Raw genomic sequence first — 20,467 nt, forward strand, 5'->3', positions numbered from 1 at the left:
CGGTGCCGGCCGAACGGCCGGCACCGCGTCACAGCATAGGGCGACTACTTCGCCGCGACGGCCTTCGCCGGTGCCTTCTTGGCGCCCTTGGCGGCGGACTCGACGGGCTTCGACGGCGCCGACTCGACCGCCGGCTTCGGGCGGGCGGCGAACTGCTCGAACACTGCGCGCGGCTGCTGCACCGCGGCGAGCGAGACGATGTCGCGACCGAGCCAGAAGTTGTTCCACCAGCCCCAGAACACGCGGAGCTTCCGCTCCCACGTGGGCATCGCGAGGCCGTGGTAGCCGCGGTGGGCGAACCAGGCGAGCAGGCCGGTGATGGCGATCTTCCCGGACTGGAACGCACCCGAGCCGATGCCGAGGCCGGCGACGGCGCCGAGGTTCTTGTGGAAGTACTCCTTCGGCTCCTCGCCGCGAAGCACCGCGACGATGTTCTTCGCGAGGAGCTTGCCCTGGCGCACGGCGTGCTGGGCGTTCGGCACGCAGTAGCCGCCGACGCCGCCGCCCGACAGGTCGGGGACGGCGGCGATGTCGCCGGCGGCCCAGGCGTCGGGCACGATGTCGTCCTCGTCGCCCACGCGGAGGTCGGGGCGCGCCATGATGCGCCCGCGCTCCTCGACCGGGAGGTCGCTCGTGCGGACGATCTGCGGGTTCGCCATGACGCCCGCGGTCCACACGATGAGGTCGGACTCGAACGTCTCGCCCGTGGAGAGCTCGATGCGGCCGTCGACCGCGCTCGTGAGCTGCGTGTCGAGGTGGATCTCTGCGCCCCGCTGGGCGAGGTGCTTGATGACCCAGTGGCTGGTCGGCAGCGACACCTCGGGCATGATGCGGCCCATCGCCTCGATGAGGTGGAAGTGGGTGTCGTCGAAGCTCAGCTGCGGGTAGAACTTCAGCAGCGAGCTCGCGAACGAGCGCAGCTCGGCGAACGCCTCGATGCCGGCGAACCCGCCGCCGACGACCACGAAGGTCAGCAGGCGGTCGCGCTCGGGACCGGCGGGCAGGGTCGCGGCCTTGTCGAAGTTGGTGAGCAGGCGGTCGCGGATCGCGACGGCCTCCTCGATGGTCTTCAGGCCGATCGCCTGGTCGGCGATGCCCGGGATGGGGAACGTGCGCGACACGGCGCCGCCGGTGACCACGACGACGTCGTAGTCGAACTGCCACGGCTCGCCGACCTCGGGCGTGATCGTCGCGGTCTTCGAGGCGTGGTCGATGCCGGTGACCTTGGCGGTGATGACGTCGGTCTTCTTCAGGTGACGGCGCAGCGACACGACGGAGTGGCGCGGCTCGATCGACCCGGCCGCCACCTCGGGGAGGAACGGCTGGTACGTCATGTACGGGAGGGGGTCGACGACCGTCACCTCGGCCTCGCCGGGGCGAAGCCACTTCTCGAGCTTCCATGCCGTGTAGAAGCCTGCGTAGCCGCCACCGACGATGAGGATCTTGGGCACGGTGAATGGACTCCTTGGTAGTGATGTGGGGGTGCGATCACTGGGCGCGGATGCGCTCAGCCCGCCTGATCTGCCGAGTGGCGCCGATGCCCAACAGCGCTGCTAGCGTACCAAACCCGGCGACCAGTGAGAGCGGGACCGTGATATAGGCGAGCGTCCACGGCGTGGGCAGCAGCGTCTTGGCGCTCTCGGACCGCGGCGGGGGCGGGTCCGCGATCGGCACGATCGCCGAGTCGTCGCCGGTACCGGACCCGTCGGGCTGGCTCACGTCGGCGCGACGGTGCACGCGGATCCAGTCCTCCAGGCTGCCGAGCGGGTTCGCCTCGACCGCCTCGACCTCGGCCGTCAGCGCCTCGACGGGGTCGATGATGCCGTAGCCGTAGAGCGGGCTCGGAACGTCCTCGCCCTTCGGGTCGGCGGTGCGGATGACGCGGTTGATGACGTTCGCGGCATCCAGGTCCGGGAACTCGGCGCGCACGAGCGCCACGAGGCCCGAGACGAGCGGGGCGGCGGCCGACGTGCCCGACCACTGCACGTAGCCGCCGTCCGGGAGCACGCCGACGAGGTCCTCGCTCGGTGCCGCCACCGCGATCGTGATGCCCTGCGAGCTGGCGTCGAAGCTCGCGTTCTGGTCACGGTCGACCCCCGCCACGGTCAGGACGCCGGGGATGGTCGCGGGCGCACCGACCTGCGTGGTGCCGGAGCCGCGGTTGCCCGCGGCGGCGACCACCACGACGTCGTTCTCGAACGCGTAGAGGAACGCGTCGTCCCAGCTCTCGGGCCAGTCGCTCGTGTTGCGGGTGAGCGACATGTTGATCACGTCGGCTCCGTTGTCGACCGCCCAGCGCACCGCCTCGGCGATCTGCTCGTCGTTGGTCCTCTCGGACCCGGAGTCCGCGCCGAAGGCGACGGAGGCCGTGAGCAGCTCGGCGTCCGGAGCCACGCCGATCACGCCGTTGCCCTCGCCCGTGCCACGACCGGCGAGCAGCGACGCCACGAGGGTGCCGTGGTCGCTCTCCTCGCCGACCGGCGTCTGGCCGTCGGGCGAGCCGATCCCCGACGCGTCGGTGCCGCCCACCACGACCCCGCGCAGTTCGGCCACGTCGCCGTTGACGCCCGTGTCGATGACCGCGACGGTCACCCCCTCGCCGCGCGACATGGTCCACGCCTGCGTGAAGCCGTAGTCGGCCAGCCAGTACTCGAGGTCGCGGACGGTGTCGGCACTGGCCGGCGAGGCCCCGCCCACGGCCAGGGCGGCGGCGAGCGCGACGGTCAGCCCGGCACGCCAGCCGGCGCGGCGGCGGCGCCGCGGATCGTGGGTCGCCGTGCTCACGGCGCGCCCCCGGCTCCCGTGCCGTCGTCGACGTCGTCGACGCCGTAGTCGGGGCAGCGGCACACGTCGGGCGACCAGCTGGAGCGCTCGAGCGCGAGGTCGCCGATGGGGTTCACGCCCGGTCCGGCGGCGAGCGCGTGGCCCGCCAGGGCGTGCAGGCACTTCACGCGCGTGGGCATGCCGCCGGCCGAGACGCCCGCGATCTCGGGCACGGTGCCGAACGACTCGCGGTCGGCGAGGTACTGCTCGTGCGCCGCACGGTACGCGGCGGCGATGTCGGCGTCGTGCTCGAGCAGGTCGGTGAACTCGACCATCGCCTGCGCCGCCTCGAGGAAGGACATCGACGCCGTGGCCACCGGATGCGTGAGGTAGTAGAACGTCGGGAACGGCGTCCCGTCGGCCAGCCGGGGCCGGGTCGACACGACCGTGGGCGCGCCGCACACGCAGCGCGCGGCGATGCCGACGACGTCACGAGCGGGTCGGCCGAGCTGTGCCGAGACGATGCGCAGGTCGCGCTCCGAGACCGGGGGGAACGGCGGGCGGGTCATCGGGTCCCCTCGTCATCGGGCTGGTCGGTGCCGGCGGGCGCCGGCTCGACCGGTTCGGTCCCGGCCGGTGCATCGGATGGCGCGGGCGCGAGCCCCGCGGTCATCACCGATCGCAGCATCGTCTGCATCCAGTCGCCGCGCTGCTCGGTGACCTCGCGCGAGACCGCGCGGTCGGCATTGGCGAGCGTCTCGGGCGAGCGATCGTCGATGACGAGGTAGCTGACCTCGCCGGGAAGGACGTAGTACAGGCGTTCGCGCGCCTGCGTGACGATGTAGGTCTCGTCGTTCCAGCGTTCGCGCTGCTCGGTGAGGCGGGCGACCTCGGCCTCCTGCAGGGCGACATCGGCCTTGAGCTCGGCGATCTGCTGCCGCTGCTCCGCGTACGCGGCGATGCTCGGCGCGAGCACGACGACGGCGAGCACGAGCACGCCCATCATGATGATCGAGAAGCCCGAGAAGCGGATGCCGGCCAGCCAGTCGGCGCTCACCTGCCGGATCGACTGGCGCGATCCGGCCTTGGCGCCCGGCCTGGACGCCTTGGGCGGCGGAGCCGGCCTCGTGCCGCCGGATGCCGAGGCGGCGGACCCGGCAGTCGGCTTCGCCCTCGACGCGGAGGGGGCCTGCTCGGCGGTCGGCGCCGCCGGCTTCGGGGATCCGTTCCGGGACCTCGGAGGGGTCGGACGGCGTGCAGCGTTCATCGTCGCCCCTCCTCTCGTGGCCCGGGAACGCACCGACGGGAGCGGCCGTCCGGCCGCTCCCGTCGTTCGTCTCGCGGACGCGTTACGCCGTGAAGCGCGGGAATGCCGAGCGGCCCGCGTACTCCGCGGCCTCGCCGAGCTCTTCTTCGATCCTCAGAAGCTGATTGTACTTGGCGACCCGCTCGGACCGGGCGGGCGCGCCCGTCTTGATCTGGCCGCAGTCCGTCGCGACGGCGAGGTCGGCGATGGTCGTGTCCTCGGTCTCGCCGGAGCGGTGCGAGAGCACCGCGGTGTAGCCGGCGCGCTGCGCCATCTTGACGGCGTCGAGCGTCTCGGTGAGCGTGCCGATCTGGTTCACCTTGACCAGGATCGAGTTGCCCACGTGCCGCGAGATGCCGTCGGCCAGTCGCTTCGGGTTCGTGACGAACAGGTCGTCGCCCACGAGCTGGACCTTCGTGCCGAGCGACGAGGTGAGTTCGGCCCAGCCGTCCCAGTCGTCCTCGGCGAGCGGATCCTCGATCGACACCAGCGGGTACGCGGCGGCGAGCTCGGCGTAGTAGGCGTTCATGTCGGAGGCGGAGCGCTCCTGGCCCTCGAAGCGGTAGACGCCGTTCTCGAAGAACTCGGTGGAGGCCACGTCGAGGCCGAGCGCGATGTCGGTGCCGAGGGTGAACCCGGCCTTCCCGATCGCCTCGGCGATCAGGTCGAGCGCGGCGCGGTTGTTGGCGAGATCGGGGGCGAAGCCGCCCTCGTCGCCGAGCCCGGTCGAGAGCCCCTTCGACTTCAGCAGGCTCTTCAGCGCGTGGTAGGTCTCGACGCCCCAGCGGAGCCCCTCGGAGTAGGTGTCGGCCCCGACGGGCAGGATCATGAACTCCTGGATGTCGACGCCGGTGTCGGCGTGGGCGCCGCCGTTGATGATGTTCATCATCGGCACGGGGAGCACGTGCGCGTTGGGTCCGCCGAGGTAGCGGAACAGGGGCAGGTCGGCCGAGTCCGCGGCGGCCTTCGCGACGGCGAGGCTCACGCCGAGGATCGCGTTCGCGCCGAGGCGGCCCTTGTTGTCGCTGCCGTCGGCCTCGATCAGCGTCGCGTCGATGACGCGCTGGTCGCTGACGTCGAGGTCCTCGATGGCCGGCCCGAGCTCGTCGAGCACGGCGTCCACCGCCTTCTGCACGCCCTTGCCGAGATAGCGGTCCGCGTCGCCGTCGCGGAGCTCGTACGCCTCGAACGCGCCGGTCGACGCGCCCGAGGGCACGGCCGCCCGCGAGACCGTTCCGTCGTCGAGCAGGACCTCGACCTCGACGGTGGGGTTGCCGCGCGAGTCCAGGATCTCCCGCGCGCCGACAGCTTCGATGAATGCCACAGTGAACTCCTCTGTGATGGGGGTGTGCGTGGACGACTCCGTCGTGGCCCGCCCCACAGTCTAGGACCCTCGATCCGAGGCCGCCTCGCCTCTGTCATCCGAGGCCGCCCGCCGATCCGTCTCGGGCGGTTCCCGGGTCAGGCGGGGGCGAGCTCGCGGAACTCCAGCGACGCCGCATCCGTCGTGTCGGCCGTCACGGTCGCCCAGGCGTCGAAGCCGTCCGCCGTCACGCGCTCGAGCAGCGCCCGGGTGTTCTTCGCGCGCCGCTCGAAGCGCACCCGCATGCCGGATGCCACGAGCTCGTGCTTGAGCGCGAGCAGCGCCGCGGGTGCGACGTCGCGGTCGTGCACGAGCACCACAGAGCGCGGGCGTCCCTCGTCGCGCACGGCGAGCAGGTCGACGATCCGCTCGAACCCGATCGAGAACCCGCACGCGGGCACCTCGTGGCCGAGGAAGCGGCCGATCATGTGGTCGTAGCGCCCGCCGCCGCCGAGCGAGTAGCCATGGTCGGTGTGCGCGATCTCGAAGATCGTGCCGGTGTAGTAGCCCATGCCGCGCACGAGCGTCGGGTCGAAGTCGACGGCCGTGCCGGGTACCGCGTCGCGCAGCGCCATGAGCTCGCGGTACGCGTCGAGGTCGAGCCAGGCCGGCGGCGGCACGACTCCGTCCGCCAGGTGCCAGTCCGCCGTCGCGAGCTGGCGCAGCTCGTCGGCGACGTCCGCCTTCTCGACGCCCAGCGTCGCGAGCTCGGCCGCCACGCCGTCCGGCCCGATCTTGTCGAGCTTGTCGATCGTGATCAGCGCGCGCTCGCGCAGCTCGTCGGGCACGCCCCACGAGCGGAGGATGCCGGCGAGGATGCGCCGGTCGTTCAGGCGGATGCGGCACCCCTCGAGCCCGAGCGCGTCGAGCGCGCCCACCGTCGCGGTGAGCAGTTCGAGCTCGGCGAGCGGCCCGGCCTCGCCGATGATGTCGATGTCGCACTGCACGAACTGGCGGTAGCGGCCCTTCTGCGGCCGCTCGGCCCGCCACACCGGCGCGATCTGGATGGCGCGGAACACCGGCGGCAGCGCGGCCCGGTGGGTCGCGTAGAACCGGGCGAGCGGCACGGTGAGGTCGTAGCGCAGGCCCAGGTCGGCGAGCGAGAGCGCGTCGCCCGACTCGGCGGCCGCCGCGAGGTCGTCCGGCGTGAGGCCGCGACGCATGACGGCGAACGCCAGCTTCTCGTTGTCGCCGCCGAGCCCCGCGTGCAGTCGGGCCGAGTCCTCCATCACCGGCGTCTCGATCTCGTCGAACCCGTGCGCCGCGTAGACCCCGCGGATCACCGCGAGGGCGTGCTCGCGGCGGGCCTTCTCGGCGGGCAGGAAGTCGCGCATGCCGCGCGGGGGCGTCACGGTCTGGGCCATGCGCTCCATTCTTCCAGCAGCGGATGCCGCGGCCGAACGCCGCCCGGCCGCGGCGGGGCTGTCGCGTCGGTCCGCGCTCAGGCCTCGGCGGCGCGCACGTCGTCCTGCATCGAGCGGATGGCGCCGCGGAGCGCGCGTTCGGCGTCGAACCCCTGCGCCCGGGCAGAGGCGACGAGCGCCATGAGCGTGTCGCCGAGCTCGGCCTCCGAGGCGGGCGCGGACGCGGCATCCGTCGCCGCCCTCGTCACGCCGACCTTCTCGGCCTTGCCGAGCAGCTTCTGCGCGAGCGCGAGCGCGGGCATGCCCTGCGGCACGCCGTCGAGCACGCTCGTGCGGTGCGGCTTCTCGCTCGCCTTCAGGTCGTCCCAGAACGCGACGACGTCGGCCGCCGTCTCGGCCTCCCGGTCGCCGAACACATGCGGATGGCGCGCGACCATCTTCGCCGTCATGTGCCGCGCGACGTCGTCGATGTCGTAGTCCTCGCCCGGGGTGTGGGCGGCGAGGTCGGCGTGGAACAGCACCTGGTAGAGCACGTCGCCGAGTTCCTCGATCATCTCCTCGCGGCTGCCCGACTCGATCGCGTCGATGAGCTCCCAGCACTCCTCGACGAGGTACTGCACGAGCGACTCGTGGGTCTGCTCCGCGTCCCACGGGCACCCGCCTGGGCCGCGCAGGCGGCCGACCATGGCCACGAGTCCGAGCAGCCCGTCTCCGGGGGCGGATGCCGCGGCCGCGTCATCCGTCGTCGCCCGCTCCCCCGCACCGTGCCCGCCGCTCGCTCGCGTCATGACCACCATCCCTCACCGGGCCGTGCCCGATCCGTCGCTGCGAGCCTAACCGGGGCGCCCGATAGACTCGACGGCAGGAGTGCCGGGAAGTCTGGTCGGCCGACGCGTCGCGCGTCGTCGCTGTCTCCGCACGGCCCCGCCGCCGTCCCCGACCCCGTCAGAGGTGCCATGAACATCCTCCGCTCCGAGCGCGTCTCCGCGTCGCTCCTGCTGTCCGCCGCCGTGCTCGGCCTGGTGCTGGCGAACCTCGCGTTCGGTCCCGCGCTCATCGACCTGAAGCACGCCTACCTGCAGGTGCCGTTCACGCCGCTGAAGCTCTCGGTGGGGCACTGGATCAGCGACGGTCTGCTCGCCGTCTTCTTCTTCATCGTCGCGGTCGAGCTGCGACGCGAGCTCGTGATCGGCGAGCTCAACAGCTTCTCGAAGGCGGCGCTGCCGGCGATCGCGGCGCTCGGCGGCGTGATCGTGCCCGCGCTGGTGTTCCTCGGGTTCGCCGGCAGCGGACCGACCGCCGACGGCTGGCCCGTCCCGACCGCGACCGACATCGCGTTCGCGCTCGGCGTGCTGGCGATGTTCGGCCGGTTCATCCCCACGCGCGTGCGCGTGTTCCTCCTCGCGCTCGCGGTGCTCGACGACCTGATCGCGATCCTGCTGATCGCGTTCTTCTTCACCTCCGACGCCGACCTCGCCTGGCTCGGGTTCGCGGCGATCACGGTCACGCTGTTCGGCATGACGAGCCGCCTGCTGCGCCCCCGTGCGCCGTACGTGCTGGCGCGGCGCTCGCCGTGGCCGGTCGTCGCCGTGCTCGTCCTCCTGGGCGTGCTCACGTGGAGCTTCGTGTACCTGTCCGGCGTGCACGCCACGATCGCCGGCGTCCTGCTCGGCCTCGTGATGTCGCGCCGGCCCGCGGGTCGCGCCCTGCACGGCCTCGAGCCGTGGTCCAACGGCGTCATCCTGCCGCTCTTCGCCTTCTCGGCCGCGCTCGTGGCCATCCCGCAGGTGCGCCCGAGCGAGCTCGACCCGGCGTTCTGGGGCATCCTGGTCGGCCTGCCGGTCGGGAAGATCGTCGGGGTCACGATCGTCGGCGGGCTCGCGACGCTCGTCGTCCACCGGCGCACGGGGGTGAAGCCCCTGACCTGGGCCGACATCCTCGTCGTCGGCGCGCTCGCCGGGATCGGGTTCACCGTGTCGCTGCTCATGAACGAACTTGCGTTCCGCGAGTACCCCGACGTGATCGACCAGGGCACGGTGGCCGTGCTGCTCGGTTCGGGGGCGGCGATCGTCGTCTCGGGCGTGCTGGTCAGCCTGCGTTCGCGGTACTACCGGCGCCTCGGCGAGGCCGAGGGCGTCGGCGGCGCGCTCTCGCGCTGAGCGGCGGACGCGCCGCCGCGGCTCAGCCCGTCGTCGCGCCCGCCGAAGCTCCCGCGTCGGCGGGCTGGTCGACCGGGAAGATCACCCCGATCAGGTTCGACACCCACTCGATGAGGTCGGCATCGCCGGGCGCCTCGCCGCCCGGCGTCGGGAACGGCACGAGGATGACGTCGTTCTGCGCGAACACCTTCGCGCCGGGGTACATGCGCTCGAGTCGCACGCGGCGCGAGTCCGGGAGCTTCGCCGGGGCGATGCGCAGCTTCGTGCCCGTGGCGATGACGTCGGAGAGCCCGGCCAGCTGGGCCTTCCGCCGCAGCCGCGAGATCGCGACGAGGTGCTCGACGGCCTCGGGCGGCTCGCCGTAGCGGTCGACGAGCTCCTCGACCACGAGGTCGATCTGGCCGTCCTTCGCGGCCGGGCCGCTCGCCGCCGAGAGCTTCTGGTACGCCTCGAGGCGCAGGCGCTCGCTGTCGACGTAGTCCTCGGGGATGTGCGCGTCGACGGGCAGCTCGAGCCGGAGCTCGGTCTGGCCCTCGGCGACCTCGCCGCGGAACGCGTTGACGGCCTCGCCGATCATGCGGAGGTAGAGGTCGAAGCCGACGCCGGCGATGTGCCCCGCCTGCTCGGCGCCGAGGAGGTTGCCCGCTCCGCGGATCTCGAGGTCCTTCAGCGCGACCTGCATGCCGCTGCCGAGCTCGTTGTTGGCCGCGATGGTCTCGAGCCGGTCGTGCGCCGTCTCGGACAGCGGCTTCGCGGGGTCGTAGAGGAAGTAGGCGTACGCGCGCTCGCGTCCGCGGCCGACACGGCCGCGGAGCTGGTGGAGCTGCGACAGTCCGTACTTGTCGGCCCGGTCGATGATGATCGTGTTCGCGTTCGAGATGTCGAGTCCGGTCTCGATGATCGTGGTCGAGACGAGCACGTCGAACTTGCGCTCCCAGAAGTCGACGACGATCTGCTCGAGCGCGTGCTCGTTCAGCTGGCCGTGCGCCACGGCGATGCGGGCCTCCGGCACGAGCTCGGCCAGCTGGGCCGCGACCCGGTTGATCGACGAGACGCGGTTGTGCACGAAGAACACCTGGCCCTCGCGCAGCATCTCGCGACGGATGGCCGCCGCGACCTGCTGGTCGGAGTACGGGCCGACGTACGTGAGGATGGGGTGCCGGTCCTCCGGCGGCGTGGCGAGCGTCGACATCTCGCGGATGCCGGTCACCGCCATCTCGAGCGTGCGCGGGATCGGCGTCGCGCTCATGGCGAGGATGTCGACGTTGGTCTTGAGCTTCTTCAGCTGGTCCTTGTGCTCGACACCGAATCGCTGCTCCTCGTCGATGATCAGGAGGCCGAGGTCCTTGAACCGGACCTTCTCGGTCAGGATGCGGTGGGTGCCGATGACCATGTCGACGGTGCCGTCCGCAAGACCGGCGACGGTCTCGCGGACCTCCTTGTCGGTCTGGAACCGGCTGAGCGCACGGACGTGGACGGGGAATCCGGCGTAGCGCTCCGCGAAGGTCTCGAGGTGCTGCTTGACGAGGAGGGTCGTCGGCACGAGCATCGCCACCTGCTTGCCCTCCTGGATCGCCTTGAACGCCGCGCGGACGGCGACCTCGGTCTTGCCGAACCCGACGTCGCCGGCGAGCAGTCGATCCATGGGGATCGGCCGCTCCATGTCGGCCTTGACCTCGTCGATCGTCTGCAGCTGGTCGGGCGTCTCGGCGTACGGGAACGCCTCCTCGAGCTCGTGCTGCCACGGGGTGTCGGCCCCGAACGCGTGGCCCTTCGCGGCCATGCGCGCCGAGTACAGCTTCACGAGTTCGACCGCGATGTCGCGGACGGCCTTGCGGGCGCGGCTCTTGGCCTGCGCCCAGTCGCTGCCGCCCATCTTCGACAGGCTCGGCGCCTCGCCGCCCACGTAGCGCGAGAGCAGGTCGAGCTGGTCCATCGGCACGTACAGCCGGTCGCCGGCCTGCCCGCGCTTCGACGGCGCGTACTCGAGGACGACGTACTCGCGCACGGTCTTGGGCGCGGGCTGGATGCCCGCGGTGCGGCTCGGCCCGGTCGGGCGGGCACCGGCGACCTCGCGCTGCACCAGCTCGACGAACCGCCCGATGCCGTGGGTGGTGTGCACGACGTGGTCGCCCGGCTTGAGCTGCAGCGGATCGACGACGTTGCGGCGGCGGCTCGCGAGCTTCTTGACCTGCCGCGTGTCGTAGCCGGCCGAGCGGCCGTAGAACTCGGCCTCGGCGATGAGGCCCACCCGGGCCTCGGGGACCTCGTAGCCCGCCGCGGCCTGGGCCTGCACGAGGAACGCGACGCCCGGCTCGAGCTCGGCGGGCACCTCGTCGACGAGCCGGCCGGCCAGGCCGTGCTCGGCGAGCACGTCGCGGGCCCGCTCGACGAGGCCGTGCCCCGCCGCGGCGACGACGAGGCTCCACCCGTCGCGGAGCCGTTCAGCGACGTGGGCGACGGCGCCCTCGACGTTGCCCTGGAAGCTCGGCACGCTCGCGGCCGCGACGCGGACGTACGCGGCATCCGACCCGCCGGGCGTCTCGCCGACCGCCTCGGCGGCGTCGCCCTGGTCGAAGCTGGAGAAGGTCCACCACGCCCGGCGCGGGTCGGGCTCGCCCGGGGCGCTGTGCAGCGCCGTCTCGCGCAGCCGTCGCAGCGTGAGGAAGTCGCCGGCCTCGAGGTCGATCGGGGCGGCGGCGCCGGCCGTCGCGGCGTTCCACGCGGCGGCGAGGAACTCGCGGTTGGTGTCGGCCAGGTTCACGGCGCGCGACGCGACGCGCTCGGGCCCGAGCACGGCGACCGCCGCGCCGACCGGCAGGTAGGAGGTGACGGGCACGAGCCGGTCGAGCAGGGCGGGCGCGAGCGACTCCATGCCCTCGACCGGGATCCCCTCGGCGACCTTCTCGAGGATCCCGGAGAGGTTGGGGAACTCGTGGACCATCTCTCGCGCGCGCTGGCGGACCGGCTCGGTGAGCAGCAGCTCGCGGCTCGGCGGCAGCTCGACCCGCTCCACCCGCTCGGGCAGCGAGCGCTGGTCGGCCACCGAGAACGCGCGCAGCTCCTCGACCTCGTCGCCGAAGAAGTCGACGCGCACCGGGTGGTCGGCGGTCGGCGGGAAGACGTCGAGGATGCCGCCGCGCACCGCGAACTCGCCGCGCCGCGAGACCATGTCGACCCGGGAGTAGGCGAGGTCCACGAGCCGGAGCGCGATCTGCGACAGGTCGTTGCCCCGCGCGCCGGCGGCGAGCACGATCGGCTCGAGGTCGCCGAGGTTGTCGGCCAGGGGCTGGAGCGCGGCGCGCACCGACGCGACGACGACGAGCGGATGCCGCGCGCCCTCCTCCTCCCAGGTGCGGAGGCGGCGCAGCGCGTGCAGCCGCCGGCCCACCGTCTCGGCCGACGGGCTCAGCCGCTCGTGCGGGAGCGTCTCCCACGCGGGGAACTCGAGGATCTCGGCGTCGTCGAGGTAGGGCGCGAGCGACGCGCGGAGCGCCTCGCCCTCGCGACTGGTGGCCGTGACGGCGAACAGGGCGGGCGGAAGTCCCGCGGCCGCGCGTCGCTCGAGGAGGCCGGCGAGCAGCGGCGCCGACAGCCCGGCGGGCGCCGAGAAGTCGGCGTTGCGCTCGGCCTCGGCGAGGGCTCGATCGATCGTGGAGGCGCGCGAAAGCGCCGTGTTCAAGCCCTGCAGGATCACCGGCACAGTCTACGGCCGCGCACTGACAGCGCCCCGGGAGTCGGTCGCCGCCGATAGCATGGTCGCCGCCCGCCCCCCACGGAAGGACCCGCATGATCATCGCCGCCGCCGACGGATCCGCGCTCGGCAATCCCGGTCCGGCCGGATGGTGCTGGTACGTCGACGACGGATGCTGGGCCGCGGGCGGGTGGCCGCACGGCACCAACAACCAGGGCGAGCTCACCGCCGTCCTCGAGCTGTTCCGGGCGACGGCCCACCTCGACGACGAGCTGCTCGTCCAGTGCGACAGCCAGTACGTGATCAACGCGCTGACGAAGTGGATGCCGAACTGGAAGCGGAAGGGCTGGCGGAAGGCCGACGGCTCCCCGGTGCTCAACCTCGAGCTGATGCAGTCCCTCGACGAGGCGCTGCGCGGTCGCCGGTTCCGGTTCGAGTGGGTGCGCGGCCACGCCGGGCACCCGATGAACGAGGCGGCCGACGAACGGGCCCGCGCGGTCGCGGTCGCCTACCAGAAGGGCGGCGGCGACATCCCGAGCGGGCCCGGATGGTCGGGCGAGTGCGAGGATGAGCCCGTGGCCACGACGCCGGACGCCGGAGTGGAGACGCCCGGCACCGCGGCGCCCGTCGCCGACCCGGTTTCCGTCTCGGCCGTGCTCGCCGACCGCGAGACCGAGGACGCGGCGCTGTTCGACTTCGACGACCCCAGCGCCGACTGGCGCACCCTCTCGCTCGAGCTCACCACCGAGGAGCACACGCGCCTCGTCGAGCGCGCCCGCGCGGCCGGTGCCACGCCCGAGGAGTTCCTGCGCGGCCTCATCTGAGGCATGGGATAGCGTCTGGCCATGACCCGAACCTCCGGACGACGGCGCCCGGGGATCACCCTCATCTCCGCTGTCGCGGTCGCCATCCTGCTCCTCGTCGCATGGATCGCCACGCAGGCGGTGCCCGATCCGAGGCCGGCCACCACCGCAGCGGCCGAGGCCGAGCTCACCGAGGTGTTCGACGAGATCGAGCGGACCGTGCCGACGTCGATGCGGCTGGCCTCGACCCAGACCAGCGAAGTCGTCGACTGCGTCACCGGTGACGGCGGTCGCGAGGTGCACGTGCGCCGCGTCATCGACCTCGACCCGGCGATCGACCGCGTCGCATGGGTGAACGGACTCGGCCGGGAGTTCCCGGAGTCGGACGGGTGGGCGTATCGAGGTCCTGCGTACCGCACCGAGCCGTTGCGCGCGAAGCTCGTCGACCGCCGGCTCCTCGTGACGAGGATCACGGCGAGCATCGAGAGCGGGTCGCCCCGCATCATCCTGCTGTCGACGAGCCGCTGCACGGCGCCCGACTGACCCTCCCCCGTGGCGCGGCCCGCAGCTCAGGGCCCGCCCTGACGACACGGATGCCGTCGATGCAGCACGCTCCGGGACAGGGATCCCGGCCGAGGCCATGATGGACGCGTCCGGGAGGTGAGGGGGCGCAATGGAGTTGCGGCAGCTTCGCTGGTTCGTCGCGGCCGTCGAGGCCGGCTCACTGTCGGCCGCGGCGAGGGCGGGGCACCTGACCCAGCCTGCGATCAGCGTCATGATCGCACAGCTCGAACGCGAACTCGGGGCCCGGCTCCTCGAGCGGGGCCGAGACGGGGTGCGCCTCACTCCCTCCGGCCAGGCGGTGCTCGGCATCGCCCGACGCATGCTCGACGACGCGGAGCTCGCCGCCCTCGCCGCACGCGCAGCCCGCGACGTCGAGGGTCAGGTGCGGCTCGCGCTCACCGACCCGGGCATGATCCCCCTCGTGTCCGAGGCCGTTGCGGCCGCGGCCCTCGCCGGCGTCCAGGTGCGGCTCGTCGTGGGACGCCACCGCCCCTGGGAGGTCCAGGGCGTACTGCGACGGGAGGTCGACCTCGCGGTCGTCACCGCTCCGATCCTGGACCGGCGCGTGCGCACGGCCCCATTCCGCACGGAACCTCGCGGCATCCTCATCGGACCGCGAAACGGCCTGTTCGAGGCCTCCGATGACGACCTCACGTTCGAGCTGCTGTCCTCGCACGCCACCATCGACCCCGTCGACACCCCGATCGCATGGACTGACGAGTGGGCCTACCGGCCCCAGATGAACGGCGAGCGACTCCGCCGGGCGGGACCACCGGTGGACTCGCTGGGCGCGACCTTCCTCGCGGCGCTGACGACGGAGGCGGTCGCCTTCGTCCCGCGGCAGATCGGACGGATCGGCGAGGCGATGGGCCTTCGGTACCTCGAGCCGTCCGGCGGGCCGCGATGCGAGCACCTGCTCGCCTGGCGGTCGCCGTTGTCGGATGCCGCCGGGCTCGTGCTCCGAGCGGCGACCGACGTCATCCATTGAGACCCGTTATGGCTGGATGCCGCGTCGCCGTTGCCCGGGCCGCGGCTCGGGCGCACCATATCGCTGACTGCGCTCGCTCGTGCGCGGTCGGGTCGCAGTAAGAGGGGGAATCATGCGCACGATGCACCGGAACGACGTTCTCGCGATGGCCGCCGCCGGGGCGGCCTGCGCGTTGGCACTGCTCGCGCCGTCGGCGGCGCACGCGGCACCGGGCAACGGCAACCGCGTCGACATCGGCAGCCACGACGACATCGTCGTGGCCACGTGCGCCGACGGCAGCACCGTGCAGGGGCCGCTCGACGGCGAGGCGTCATTCCACGAGCGCTGGGACGAGGAGGGCAACCTCGTCTCGCTCGCGATCGCCATGGAGTACAAGATGACCTGGACGCTCTCCTCGACCGGCGAGAGCGTGCATCCCCACGGCACCCGGAGGCTCCTCATCGAGTTCGCGGAGGGCACGGTCACCGACACCGGCAGCTACCGCAACCTCACCATCGCGGGTGAAGGCGCGGTGCTGAACTACGCCGGCATCTCGGTCTACGACTTCGCGACCGACGAGGTGCTGTACCACCGGGGTCCCGCGATCGCCGACGGCGAGGACGTCTCCGCCAGCAACGACCTCGTCTGCGGCCTGTTCGGCCTCGACGGCGCGTGAGGTCGCGCGCGGTCCACCCGATGGAGAGGTCCGGTGCCTAGGCCGGCGAGTGGAACCGCTGCTGCGCCGCGACGAGCCCGTGCTCGACGACGGCCTCCACGGCGTCCGCGGCATCCGAGAGCAGGCTCGGCAGCGCGGTGCGCTCCGGTCCGGCGAAGTCGCGGAGCACGTAGTCCGCGGCATCCATCCGCCCCGGCGGGCGGCCGATGCCCACGCGCACGCGCGTGAAGTCGGGCGACCCGGCGGCCTTCTGGATGTCGCGGAGGCCATTGTGGCCGCCGTGGCCGCCGCCGCGCTTCAGCCGCACCGTGTCGAACGGGATGTCGAGCTCGTCGTGCACCACGATCAGGCGGTCGGCGCCGAGCGAGTAGAACTTCAGCAGCGCCGAGACCGGCCCGCCCGAGGTGTTCATGTAGCTGTTGGGCTTCGCGAGCACGAGCTTCGGCCGGCCGGGTCCGAGGAAGCCCTCGGCGACGCGCGACGGCGTCTTGTGGCTCTTGAACGTCGCGCCGATGCGCGAGGCGAGCTCGTCGGCGACCATCTGGCCGACGTTGTGCCGGTTGCCGGCGTACTGCGCGCCGGGGTTGCCGAGGCCGACCACGAGCCAGGTGTTGTCGGACACGACCTCGTCCTTCCGGCGGTGCAGGAGGCGGTCGATGAGGTTCACGGCTGCCTCCGGGCTGGGGTGGGTGGGTACGGCGGAGGGCCCGCGGCCCCGCGATCCGAGCGTACCCGGATGCGGCGCCGCGGACCCTCGCGACGGTGCGGGATCGACTACTCGGCCGACTCGCCCTCGGCGGCCTCGGTCTCGCCCTCGGCGGCCTCGCCCTCGGCGGTCTCCTCGGCCTCGGCCTCGGCGGGCTCCTCGCCCAGGTCGACCTTCTGCGGCACGTGCACGTTCACGACGAGCATGTCGGCGTCGCTGATGAGGGTCGCGCCCTTGGGCAGCTCGACCTCGCTCGCGAGCACCTGGGTGCCCTCCTCGAGGCCCTCGACCGAGACGGTGACGTTCTCGGGGATGTGGGTGGCCTCGACCTCGAGCAGCAGCGTGTGGGCGTCGAGGTCGGCGATGGTGCCCGAGGCGGGCTCGCCCTCGACGTGCACCGGCACCTCGACCTGGACCTTCTCGCCGCGCTTGACGACGATGAGGTCGATGTGCTCGATGAGCTGGCGCACCGGGTCCTTCTGCACGTCCTTGACCAGGGCGAGCTGGCTCTTGCCGCCGATCTGCAGGTCGAGCACGGCGTTGGCCTTGCGGATGAGCAGCGCGGTCTCGTGACCGGGCAGCGTCAGGTGCTTCGGCTCGCTGCCGTGGCCGTAGAGCACGGCCGGGATCTTGTCGGCGGCGCGGATCTTGCGGGCAGCGCCCTTGCCGAACGACTCGCGCAGTTCGGCGACGACCTTGTTGTCTTGGTCCATGGTGATGGCTCCTAGCGGGCTCGCGGCCCAGGGTGGGGTTTCTGATGTCAACTCGAACGCCCGGCACTGCGCGCGCGCAGCCAGCGTGAGGAACAGCCGTGAGTCTCGTTCCACCGCGTCGATCACGGATGCCGCACCGGGTCGGGCCCGGCTCCGGCGGCATCCCTCGCCGAAGTTCAATGGGGCAGTCTACCGGATGTCGCGAGCCGGCGACGACGTCGTGAGAGCATCGTGCCCGTGAGCACTCCTGGGGCCCTGTGGCGATCCTCGCACCCCGGTCCGACCTCGGTCGTGACCGCGCTCGCGCTCGCGCTCGGCTGGTCGGCGGGGCTCGATCCGATCCGCGTCGGCGTGCTCGCGCTCTCGGTCTTCGCGGGTCAGCTCTCGGTGGGGATCTCCAACGACGCGATCGACGCGCCGAGGGACCGGGCGGCATCCCGACGCGACAAGCCGATCGCGCGCGGCGAGGTCGGGCTCCGCGTCGCCTGGATCGCGGCCCTCGCCGCGGCGGCATCCGCCCTGGTGCTCTCAGCGCTGCTGGGGTGGCGCGTGCTCGCGGCGCACGCCGTCGCCCTCTCGTCGGCGTGGGCGTACAACGCGTGGCTCAAGTCGACTCCGGCCTCGATCGTCCCGTTCCTCGTGAGCTTCGGGATCTTCCCCAGCCTGGCGACGCTGGCGGCTCCGCAGCCCGCCCTCGCTCCGCCGTGGGCGTGGGTCGCGGGCGCCGCGTTCGGCGCGGCCGTGCACCTGACGAACGTGCTGCCCGACCTCGAGCAGGATGCCGCGACCGGGGTCCGCGGGCTCCCGCACCGGCTGGGACCGAGGGCGGCGACCTCGGTCGCCGCCGTCGCCGTCGTCCTGGGCGGGGTGGCGGCCCTGTCGGGATCGGCGAGCGGCGACTGGTCGAGCGTGCCCGTGGCCTCCTGGGCGTGCTTCGGCGCAGTGCTCGTGGTCGCGACGGCCACGGTGGCGCTCGCGTTCCTGCGACCCCCGTCGCGCCTGCTCTTCCGGCTCGTGATGCTCGCCGCCCTGCTCCTGGCCGCCCAGGTCGTCGTCTCCGGCCGCGCGCTCGTCGACTGACCGCCGATCGCGGCGCGCGCCGGGCTCAGAACATCGACGGCACCGGGCGGTCGGGGTAGAGCTCCTGCATGGCGCGGTCGAACCTGCGCTTCATGAGCAGGACGTTGAGCAGCCGGATCGGGGCGGGGACGTTCGCGTGGTACCACTCCTCGCGCTCGGCCTCGGGGACGCTCGCGAGGATCAGGCCGAGCTGCATCGACAGGACGTCCCTCGGGAACTCCCTCCGATGCCTGAGGAGCGCGGCGCGCGTGTGCGCCTCGAGCTGGTCCCACTCCTGCTGGGACATCACGGCGCCGGCGACCGGGAGGATGTCGTCCTCCTCCTGGCCCAGGTGCACGAGGAGCGTGTCGCGCAGCACTTCGATGTCGCCCGCGAACGCGTCGCGGAGCCCCGTGTCGGCGGTCTCGAGCCACGGATCGAGCTGGGGCTCGATCCGCGCGAGCTGCGATGCGACCTCGGCGTGCTGCGCGCGCATCCGCTCGACGTGGACCGCGCAGGCGGGGTCGCGTGCGGCGAGCCGATCCCACAGGACGGTGTCCTCCGTCCGGTGATGGAGGTGGAGGGCGAAGAAGTCGAGCTTGGCGTAGATCCCGACGACCTCGGCGCGTTCCACGTCGCCCGGCTCCACCTCGCGGACCAGGAGCGGGAGCTGGCGGTACAGCCAGCGGAAGATGCGATGGACGAGGATCATGCCCGAGGTGTCGCACCCCGGGACCTGACCGTGGGGAAGGGCACCGGACGACGGCAGCTTCTCGGCCATCTCACCCCCGATCTCGCCGCGGGGGGACGGGCGCATGCCGCATCCCGCGGCGAACACCCGGATTCTACACCCGGCCGGGCCGGCCCGCGTGGCCGTCCGCTCGGCACGCGCGCCGGACGATTGCGGGCGTCCGGAGCACCGAAATACACTCGCGCACGTGGAGGATCGAGCCGCCGCACCAGCGGGCCCGACCGACGCGGATCCGTCCGGGCGGCGTCGGTGGGAGCGTCATGTCGTCGTGGACGCGACGGTGCGTCACCCGGTCGAGGCGGTCTTCCCGTACCTCGCGGATCCGATGCGCTGGCACGAGTTCGCCCCGGCGGTCGCGTTCCGCCGCCAGCTCGACGACGGACCGATCCGGGTCGGCACCCGGTGGATGTCCACGGATCGGATCGGTCCGTTCCGGGCGCACTTCATCGACACGCTCGAGCTCCTCGAGGAGAACGAGCGCGTGGTCTGGCACTCGTCCGACCCCTGGAACGCCCGCGTCGAGTACGCGTGCACGGCGTCCGGGGCGGAGACGCGCATCCGGGCCGACTACCGCGGCGACCTCGGCGGCGCGCTCCGCTGGCAGGCCGGCTGGCTCCCGCAGTGGGCGACGCATCGGATCCTCGCGGGCGACTTCCGCCGGCTGGATCGCGTGCTGGCGAGGGGCTCCCGGGCCGAGCGGCGCTGGGCGCAGGGGCACGGCGCAGCGCCGAGGTGATCGCCGCCGGGCCCGCCGTTATGCTCGCCGCATGGGTTCCCGCCTGCACGACCTAGCCGTCGAGCACCTCGGCATGCGGATCGTCGGCGGCGAGCTCGCCGCCGGAACGGTGCTGCGCACCGACGCCCTCGAGGAGGACCTCGAGGTGTCGCGTTCGGTCGTCCGCGAGGCGGTCCGCGTCGCGCAGTCCCTGGGGCTCGTCGAGTCGGTGCGTCGGGTCGGGATCCGCGTGCTGCCGATGGCGTCCTGGAACCTGTTCGATCCCTCGATCATCCGCTGGCGCCTCGCGTCGGAAGGGAAGGGCGCGCAGCTCCGATCGCTGACCGAGTTGCGCACCGCGGTCGAGCCGCTGGCCGCCGAGCTCGCGGCCCGGTTCGCCCCGTCGGATGCGGGGCGGCGACTGATGGGCATCGCCGCCGACATGCGCACCGCCGGTCGCGAGGGTGACGCGGCCGCGTTCCTCGAGCTCGACGTCGAGTTCCATCGCGCCGTGCTGCGGGCCTCGGGCAACGAGATGTTCGCCGCGCTCGGGGACGCGGTCGGCGAGGTGCTGCGGGGACGGACCTCGAGCGGCATGATGCCGGCGCACCCGAGCGAGGAGGCGATGCAATGGCACGTCGACGTCGCGGACGCGATCCTCGCCGGCCGGGCCGACGCGGCTCGCGAGGCCATGCTCCGGGTGCTCGACCGCACGGCCGACGACGTCGGACTCGCCTGGACGGGCGTGCCGAGGGTGTTCGTCGACCCGTGAGCCGAGTCGGCCGGACTCGGCGGCCATCCGCGTTCAAATCATACGTATTCGATGCCATACTCGTGTGACGTCTGATTCTTGACCGGCGCCGT

Annotated in this window: 19 protein-coding genes; 8 read left to right on the plus strand and 11 right to left on the minus strand. The window is 72.5% G+C overall.

Translation table 11 applies throughout. The features are described from left to right. Positions 1–44: 44 nt before the first annotated feature. The 7 genes from ACUY4T_RS13410 to ACUY4T_RS13440 form a co-directional block, all read right to left on the minus strand. On the minus strand, positions 45–1,451 hold the full coding sequence (locus ACUY4T_RS13410) for an NAD(P)/FAD-dependent oxidoreductase (protein ID WP_446019465.1): 1,407 nt from the start codon (positions 1,449–1,451) through the stop codon (positions 45–47). A 37-nt stretch (positions 1,452–1,488) separates the two neighbouring features. Beyond that, positions 1,489–2,784 carry a S8 family serine peptidase gene (locus ACUY4T_RS13415; protein ID WP_446019466.1) on the minus strand — a complete coding sequence of 432 codons (1,296 nt, stop codon included), beginning with the start codon at positions 2,782–2,784 and terminating at the stop codon, positions 1,489–1,491. Beyond that, a complete protein-coding gene (locus ACUY4T_RS13420; protein WP_446019467.1) occupies positions 2,781–3,332 on the minus strand; it encodes a DUF501 domain-containing protein in 552 nt (183 codons plus the stop codon). The genes ACUY4T_RS13415 and ACUY4T_RS13420 overlap by 4 nt, the downstream gene beginning before the upstream one ends. Next, positions 3,329–3,820, minus strand: a complete 492-nt coding sequence (locus ACUY4T_RS13425; protein WP_446019468.1) for an FtsB family cell division protein — start codon at positions 3,818–3,820, stop codon at positions 3,329–3,331. The genes ACUY4T_RS13420 and ACUY4T_RS13425 overlap by 4 nt, the downstream gene beginning before the upstream one ends. Before the next feature lie 292 nt (positions 3,821–4,112). Next, positions 4,113–5,393 carry a phosphopyruvate hydratase gene (eno, locus tag ACUY4T_RS13430; RefSeq protein WP_446019469.1) on the minus strand — a complete coding sequence of 427 codons (1,281 nt, stop codon included), beginning with the start codon at positions 5,391–5,393 and terminating at the stop codon, positions 4,113–4,115. Positions 5,394–5,530: 137 nt separating this feature from the next. Next, the gene (gene hisS / locus ACUY4T_RS13435; RefSeq protein ID WP_446019470.1) at positions 5,531–6,796 is read right to left on the minus strand and encodes a histidine--tRNA ligase; all 1,266 of its coding nucleotides are present in this window, start codon (positions 6,794–6,796) and stop codon (positions 5,531–5,533) included. A gap of 77 nt (positions 6,797–6,873) precedes the next feature. Next, positions 6,874–7,482: a nucleoside triphosphate pyrophosphohydrolase gene (locus ACUY4T_RS13440; protein WP_446019519.1), complete on the minus strand. Its 609-nt coding sequence runs from the start codon at positions 7,480–7,482 to the stop codon at positions 6,874–6,876. A gap of 270 nt (positions 7,483–7,752) precedes the next feature. Between ACUY4T_RS13440 and nhaA the strand changes: the two genes are divergently transcribed. After that, positions 7,753–8,955, plus strand: a complete 1,203-nt coding sequence (gene nhaA, locus ACUY4T_RS13445; RefSeq protein WP_446019471.1) for a Na+/H+ antiporter NhaA — start codon at positions 7,753–7,755, stop codon at positions 8,953–8,955. 22 nt (positions 8,956–8,977) lie between these two features. Here nhaA and mfd read toward each other — a convergent pair whose 3' ends face one another. Next, positions 8,978–12,652 (minus strand): transcription-repair coupling factor, encoded by a 3,675-nt coding sequence (gene mfd, locus ACUY4T_RS13450; protein ID WP_446019472.1) that lies wholly within the window; start codon positions 12,650–12,652, stop codon positions 8,978–8,980. A gap of 92 nt (positions 12,653–12,744) precedes the next feature. On the opposite strand from mfd, the gene ACUY4T_RS13455 reads away from it, so the two are divergent. The 4 genes from ACUY4T_RS13455 to ACUY4T_RS13470 all read left to right on the plus strand — a co-directional run bounded on the left by ACUY4T_RS13455 (position 12,745) and on the right by ACUY4T_RS13470 (position 15,659). Beyond that, a complete protein-coding gene (locus tag ACUY4T_RS13455) occupies positions 12,745–13,473 on the plus strand; it encodes an RNase H family protein (protein WP_446019473.1) in 729 nt (242 codons plus the stop codon). A gap of 21 nt (positions 13,474–13,494) precedes the next feature. Then, a complete protein-coding gene (locus ACUY4T_RS13460) occupies positions 13,495–13,995 on the plus strand; it encodes a hypothetical protein (RefSeq protein WP_446019474.1) in 501 nt (166 codons plus the stop codon). A gap of 130 nt (positions 13,996–14,125) precedes the next feature. Next, complete coding sequence (locus ACUY4T_RS13465) at positions 14,126–15,004, plus strand: LysR family transcriptional regulator (RefSeq protein ID WP_446019475.1); 879 nt, start codon at positions 14,126–14,128, stop codon at positions 15,002–15,004. Positions 15,005–15,125: 121 nt separating this feature from the next. Further along, positions 15,126–15,659, plus strand: coding sequence for a hypothetical protein (locus ACUY4T_RS13470; protein WP_446019476.1), 534 nt, complete (start codon positions 15,126–15,128; stop codon positions 15,657–15,659). Positions 15,660–15,696: 37 nt separating this feature from the next. Here the strand turns inward: ACUY4T_RS13470 and pth are convergent, their stop codons facing one another. Both pth and ACUY4T_RS13480 read right to left on the minus strand, forming a co-directional pair. Continuing rightward, positions 15,697–16,326: an aminoacyl-tRNA hydrolase gene (gene pth / locus ACUY4T_RS13475; RefSeq protein ID WP_446019477.1), complete on the minus strand. Its 630-nt coding sequence runs from the start codon at positions 16,324–16,326 to the stop codon at positions 15,697–15,699. A 107-nt stretch (positions 16,327–16,433) separates the two neighbouring features. Beyond that, on the minus strand, positions 16,434–17,078 hold the full coding sequence (locus tag ACUY4T_RS13480; protein WP_446019478.1) for a 50S ribosomal protein L25/general stress protein Ctc: 645 nt from the start codon (positions 17,076–17,078) through the stop codon (positions 16,434–16,436). Positions 17,079–17,315: 237 nt separating this feature from the next. Here ACUY4T_RS13480 and ACUY4T_RS13485 point away from each other — a divergent pair, with 237 nt between their 5' ends. After that, on the plus strand, positions 17,316–18,158 hold the full coding sequence (locus ACUY4T_RS13485; RefSeq protein WP_446019479.1) for a UbiA family prenyltransferase: 843 nt from the start codon (positions 17,316–17,318) through the stop codon (positions 18,156–18,158). A 25-nt stretch (positions 18,159–18,183) separates the two neighbouring features. On the opposite strand, the gene ACUY4T_RS13490 is transcribed toward ACUY4T_RS13485, so the two are convergent. Next, positions 18,184–18,954 (minus strand): hemerythrin domain-containing protein, encoded by a 771-nt coding sequence (locus ACUY4T_RS13490; protein WP_446019480.1) that lies wholly within the window; start codon positions 18,952–18,954, stop codon positions 18,184–18,186. Between the two features lie 121 nt (positions 18,955–19,075). On the opposite strand from ACUY4T_RS13490, the gene ACUY4T_RS13495 reads away from it, so the two are divergent. Both ACUY4T_RS13495 and ACUY4T_RS13500 read left to right on the plus strand, forming a co-directional pair. Beyond that, complete coding sequence (locus tag ACUY4T_RS13495; RefSeq protein WP_446019481.1) at positions 19,076–19,624, plus strand: SRPBCC family protein; 549 nt, start codon at positions 19,076–19,078, stop codon at positions 19,622–19,624. A 31-nt stretch (positions 19,625–19,655) separates the two neighbouring features. Beyond that, positions 19,656–20,375, plus strand: coding sequence for a FadR/GntR family transcriptional regulator (locus ACUY4T_RS13500; protein WP_446019482.1), 720 nt, complete (start codon positions 19,656–19,658; stop codon positions 20,373–20,375). Positions 20,376–20,467 lie beyond the last annotated feature (92 nt).

Source organism: Agromyces arachidis (assembly GCF_052805135.1).

Bases quoted from the DNA above. Each gene is read 5' to 3' on its own strand.
- ACUY4T_RS13420 (WP_446019467.1), bottom strand. From the start codon at position 3,332: ATGACCCGCCCGCCGTTCCCCCCGGTCTCGGAGCGCGACCTGCGCATC.
- hisS (WP_446019470.1), bottom strand. From the start codon at position 6,796: ATGGCCCAGACCGTGACGCCCCCGCGCGGCATGCGCGACTTCCTGCCC.
- ACUY4T_RS13440 (WP_446019519.1), bottom strand. From the start codon at position 7,482: ATGGTCGGCCGCCTGCGCGGCCCAGGCGGGTGCCCGTGGGACGCGGAG.
- nhaA (WP_446019471.1), top strand. From the start codon at position 7,753: ATGAACATCCTCCGCTCCGAGCGCGTCTCCGCGTCGCTCCTGCTGTCC.
- ACUY4T_RS13455 (WP_446019473.1), top strand. From the start codon at position 12,745: ATGATCATCGCCGCCGCCGACGGATCCGCGCTCGGCAATCCCGGTCCG.
- ACUY4T_RS13460 (WP_446019474.1), top strand. From the start codon at position 13,495: ATGACCCGAACCTCCGGACGACGGCGCCCGGGGATCACCCTCATCTCC.
- ACUY4T_RS13465 (WP_446019475.1), top strand. From the start codon at position 14,126: ATGGAGTTGCGGCAGCTTCGCTGGTTCGTCGCGGCCGTCGAGGCCGGC.
- ACUY4T_RS13470 (WP_446019476.1), top strand. From the start codon at position 15,126: ATGCACCGGAACGACGTTCTCGCGATGGCCGCCGCCGGGGCGGCCTGC.
- ACUY4T_RS13480 (WP_446019478.1), bottom strand. From the start codon at position 17,078: ATGGACCAAGACAACAAGGTCGTCGCCGAACTGCGCGAGTCGTTCGGC.
- ACUY4T_RS13490 (WP_446019480.1), bottom strand. From the start codon at position 18,954: ATGCGCCCGTCCCCCCGCGGCGAGATCGGGGGTGAGATGGCCGAGAAG.
- ACUY4T_RS13500 (WP_446019482.1), top strand. From the start codon at position 19,656: ATGGGTTCCCGCCTGCACGACCTAGCCGTCGAGCACCTCGGCATGCGG.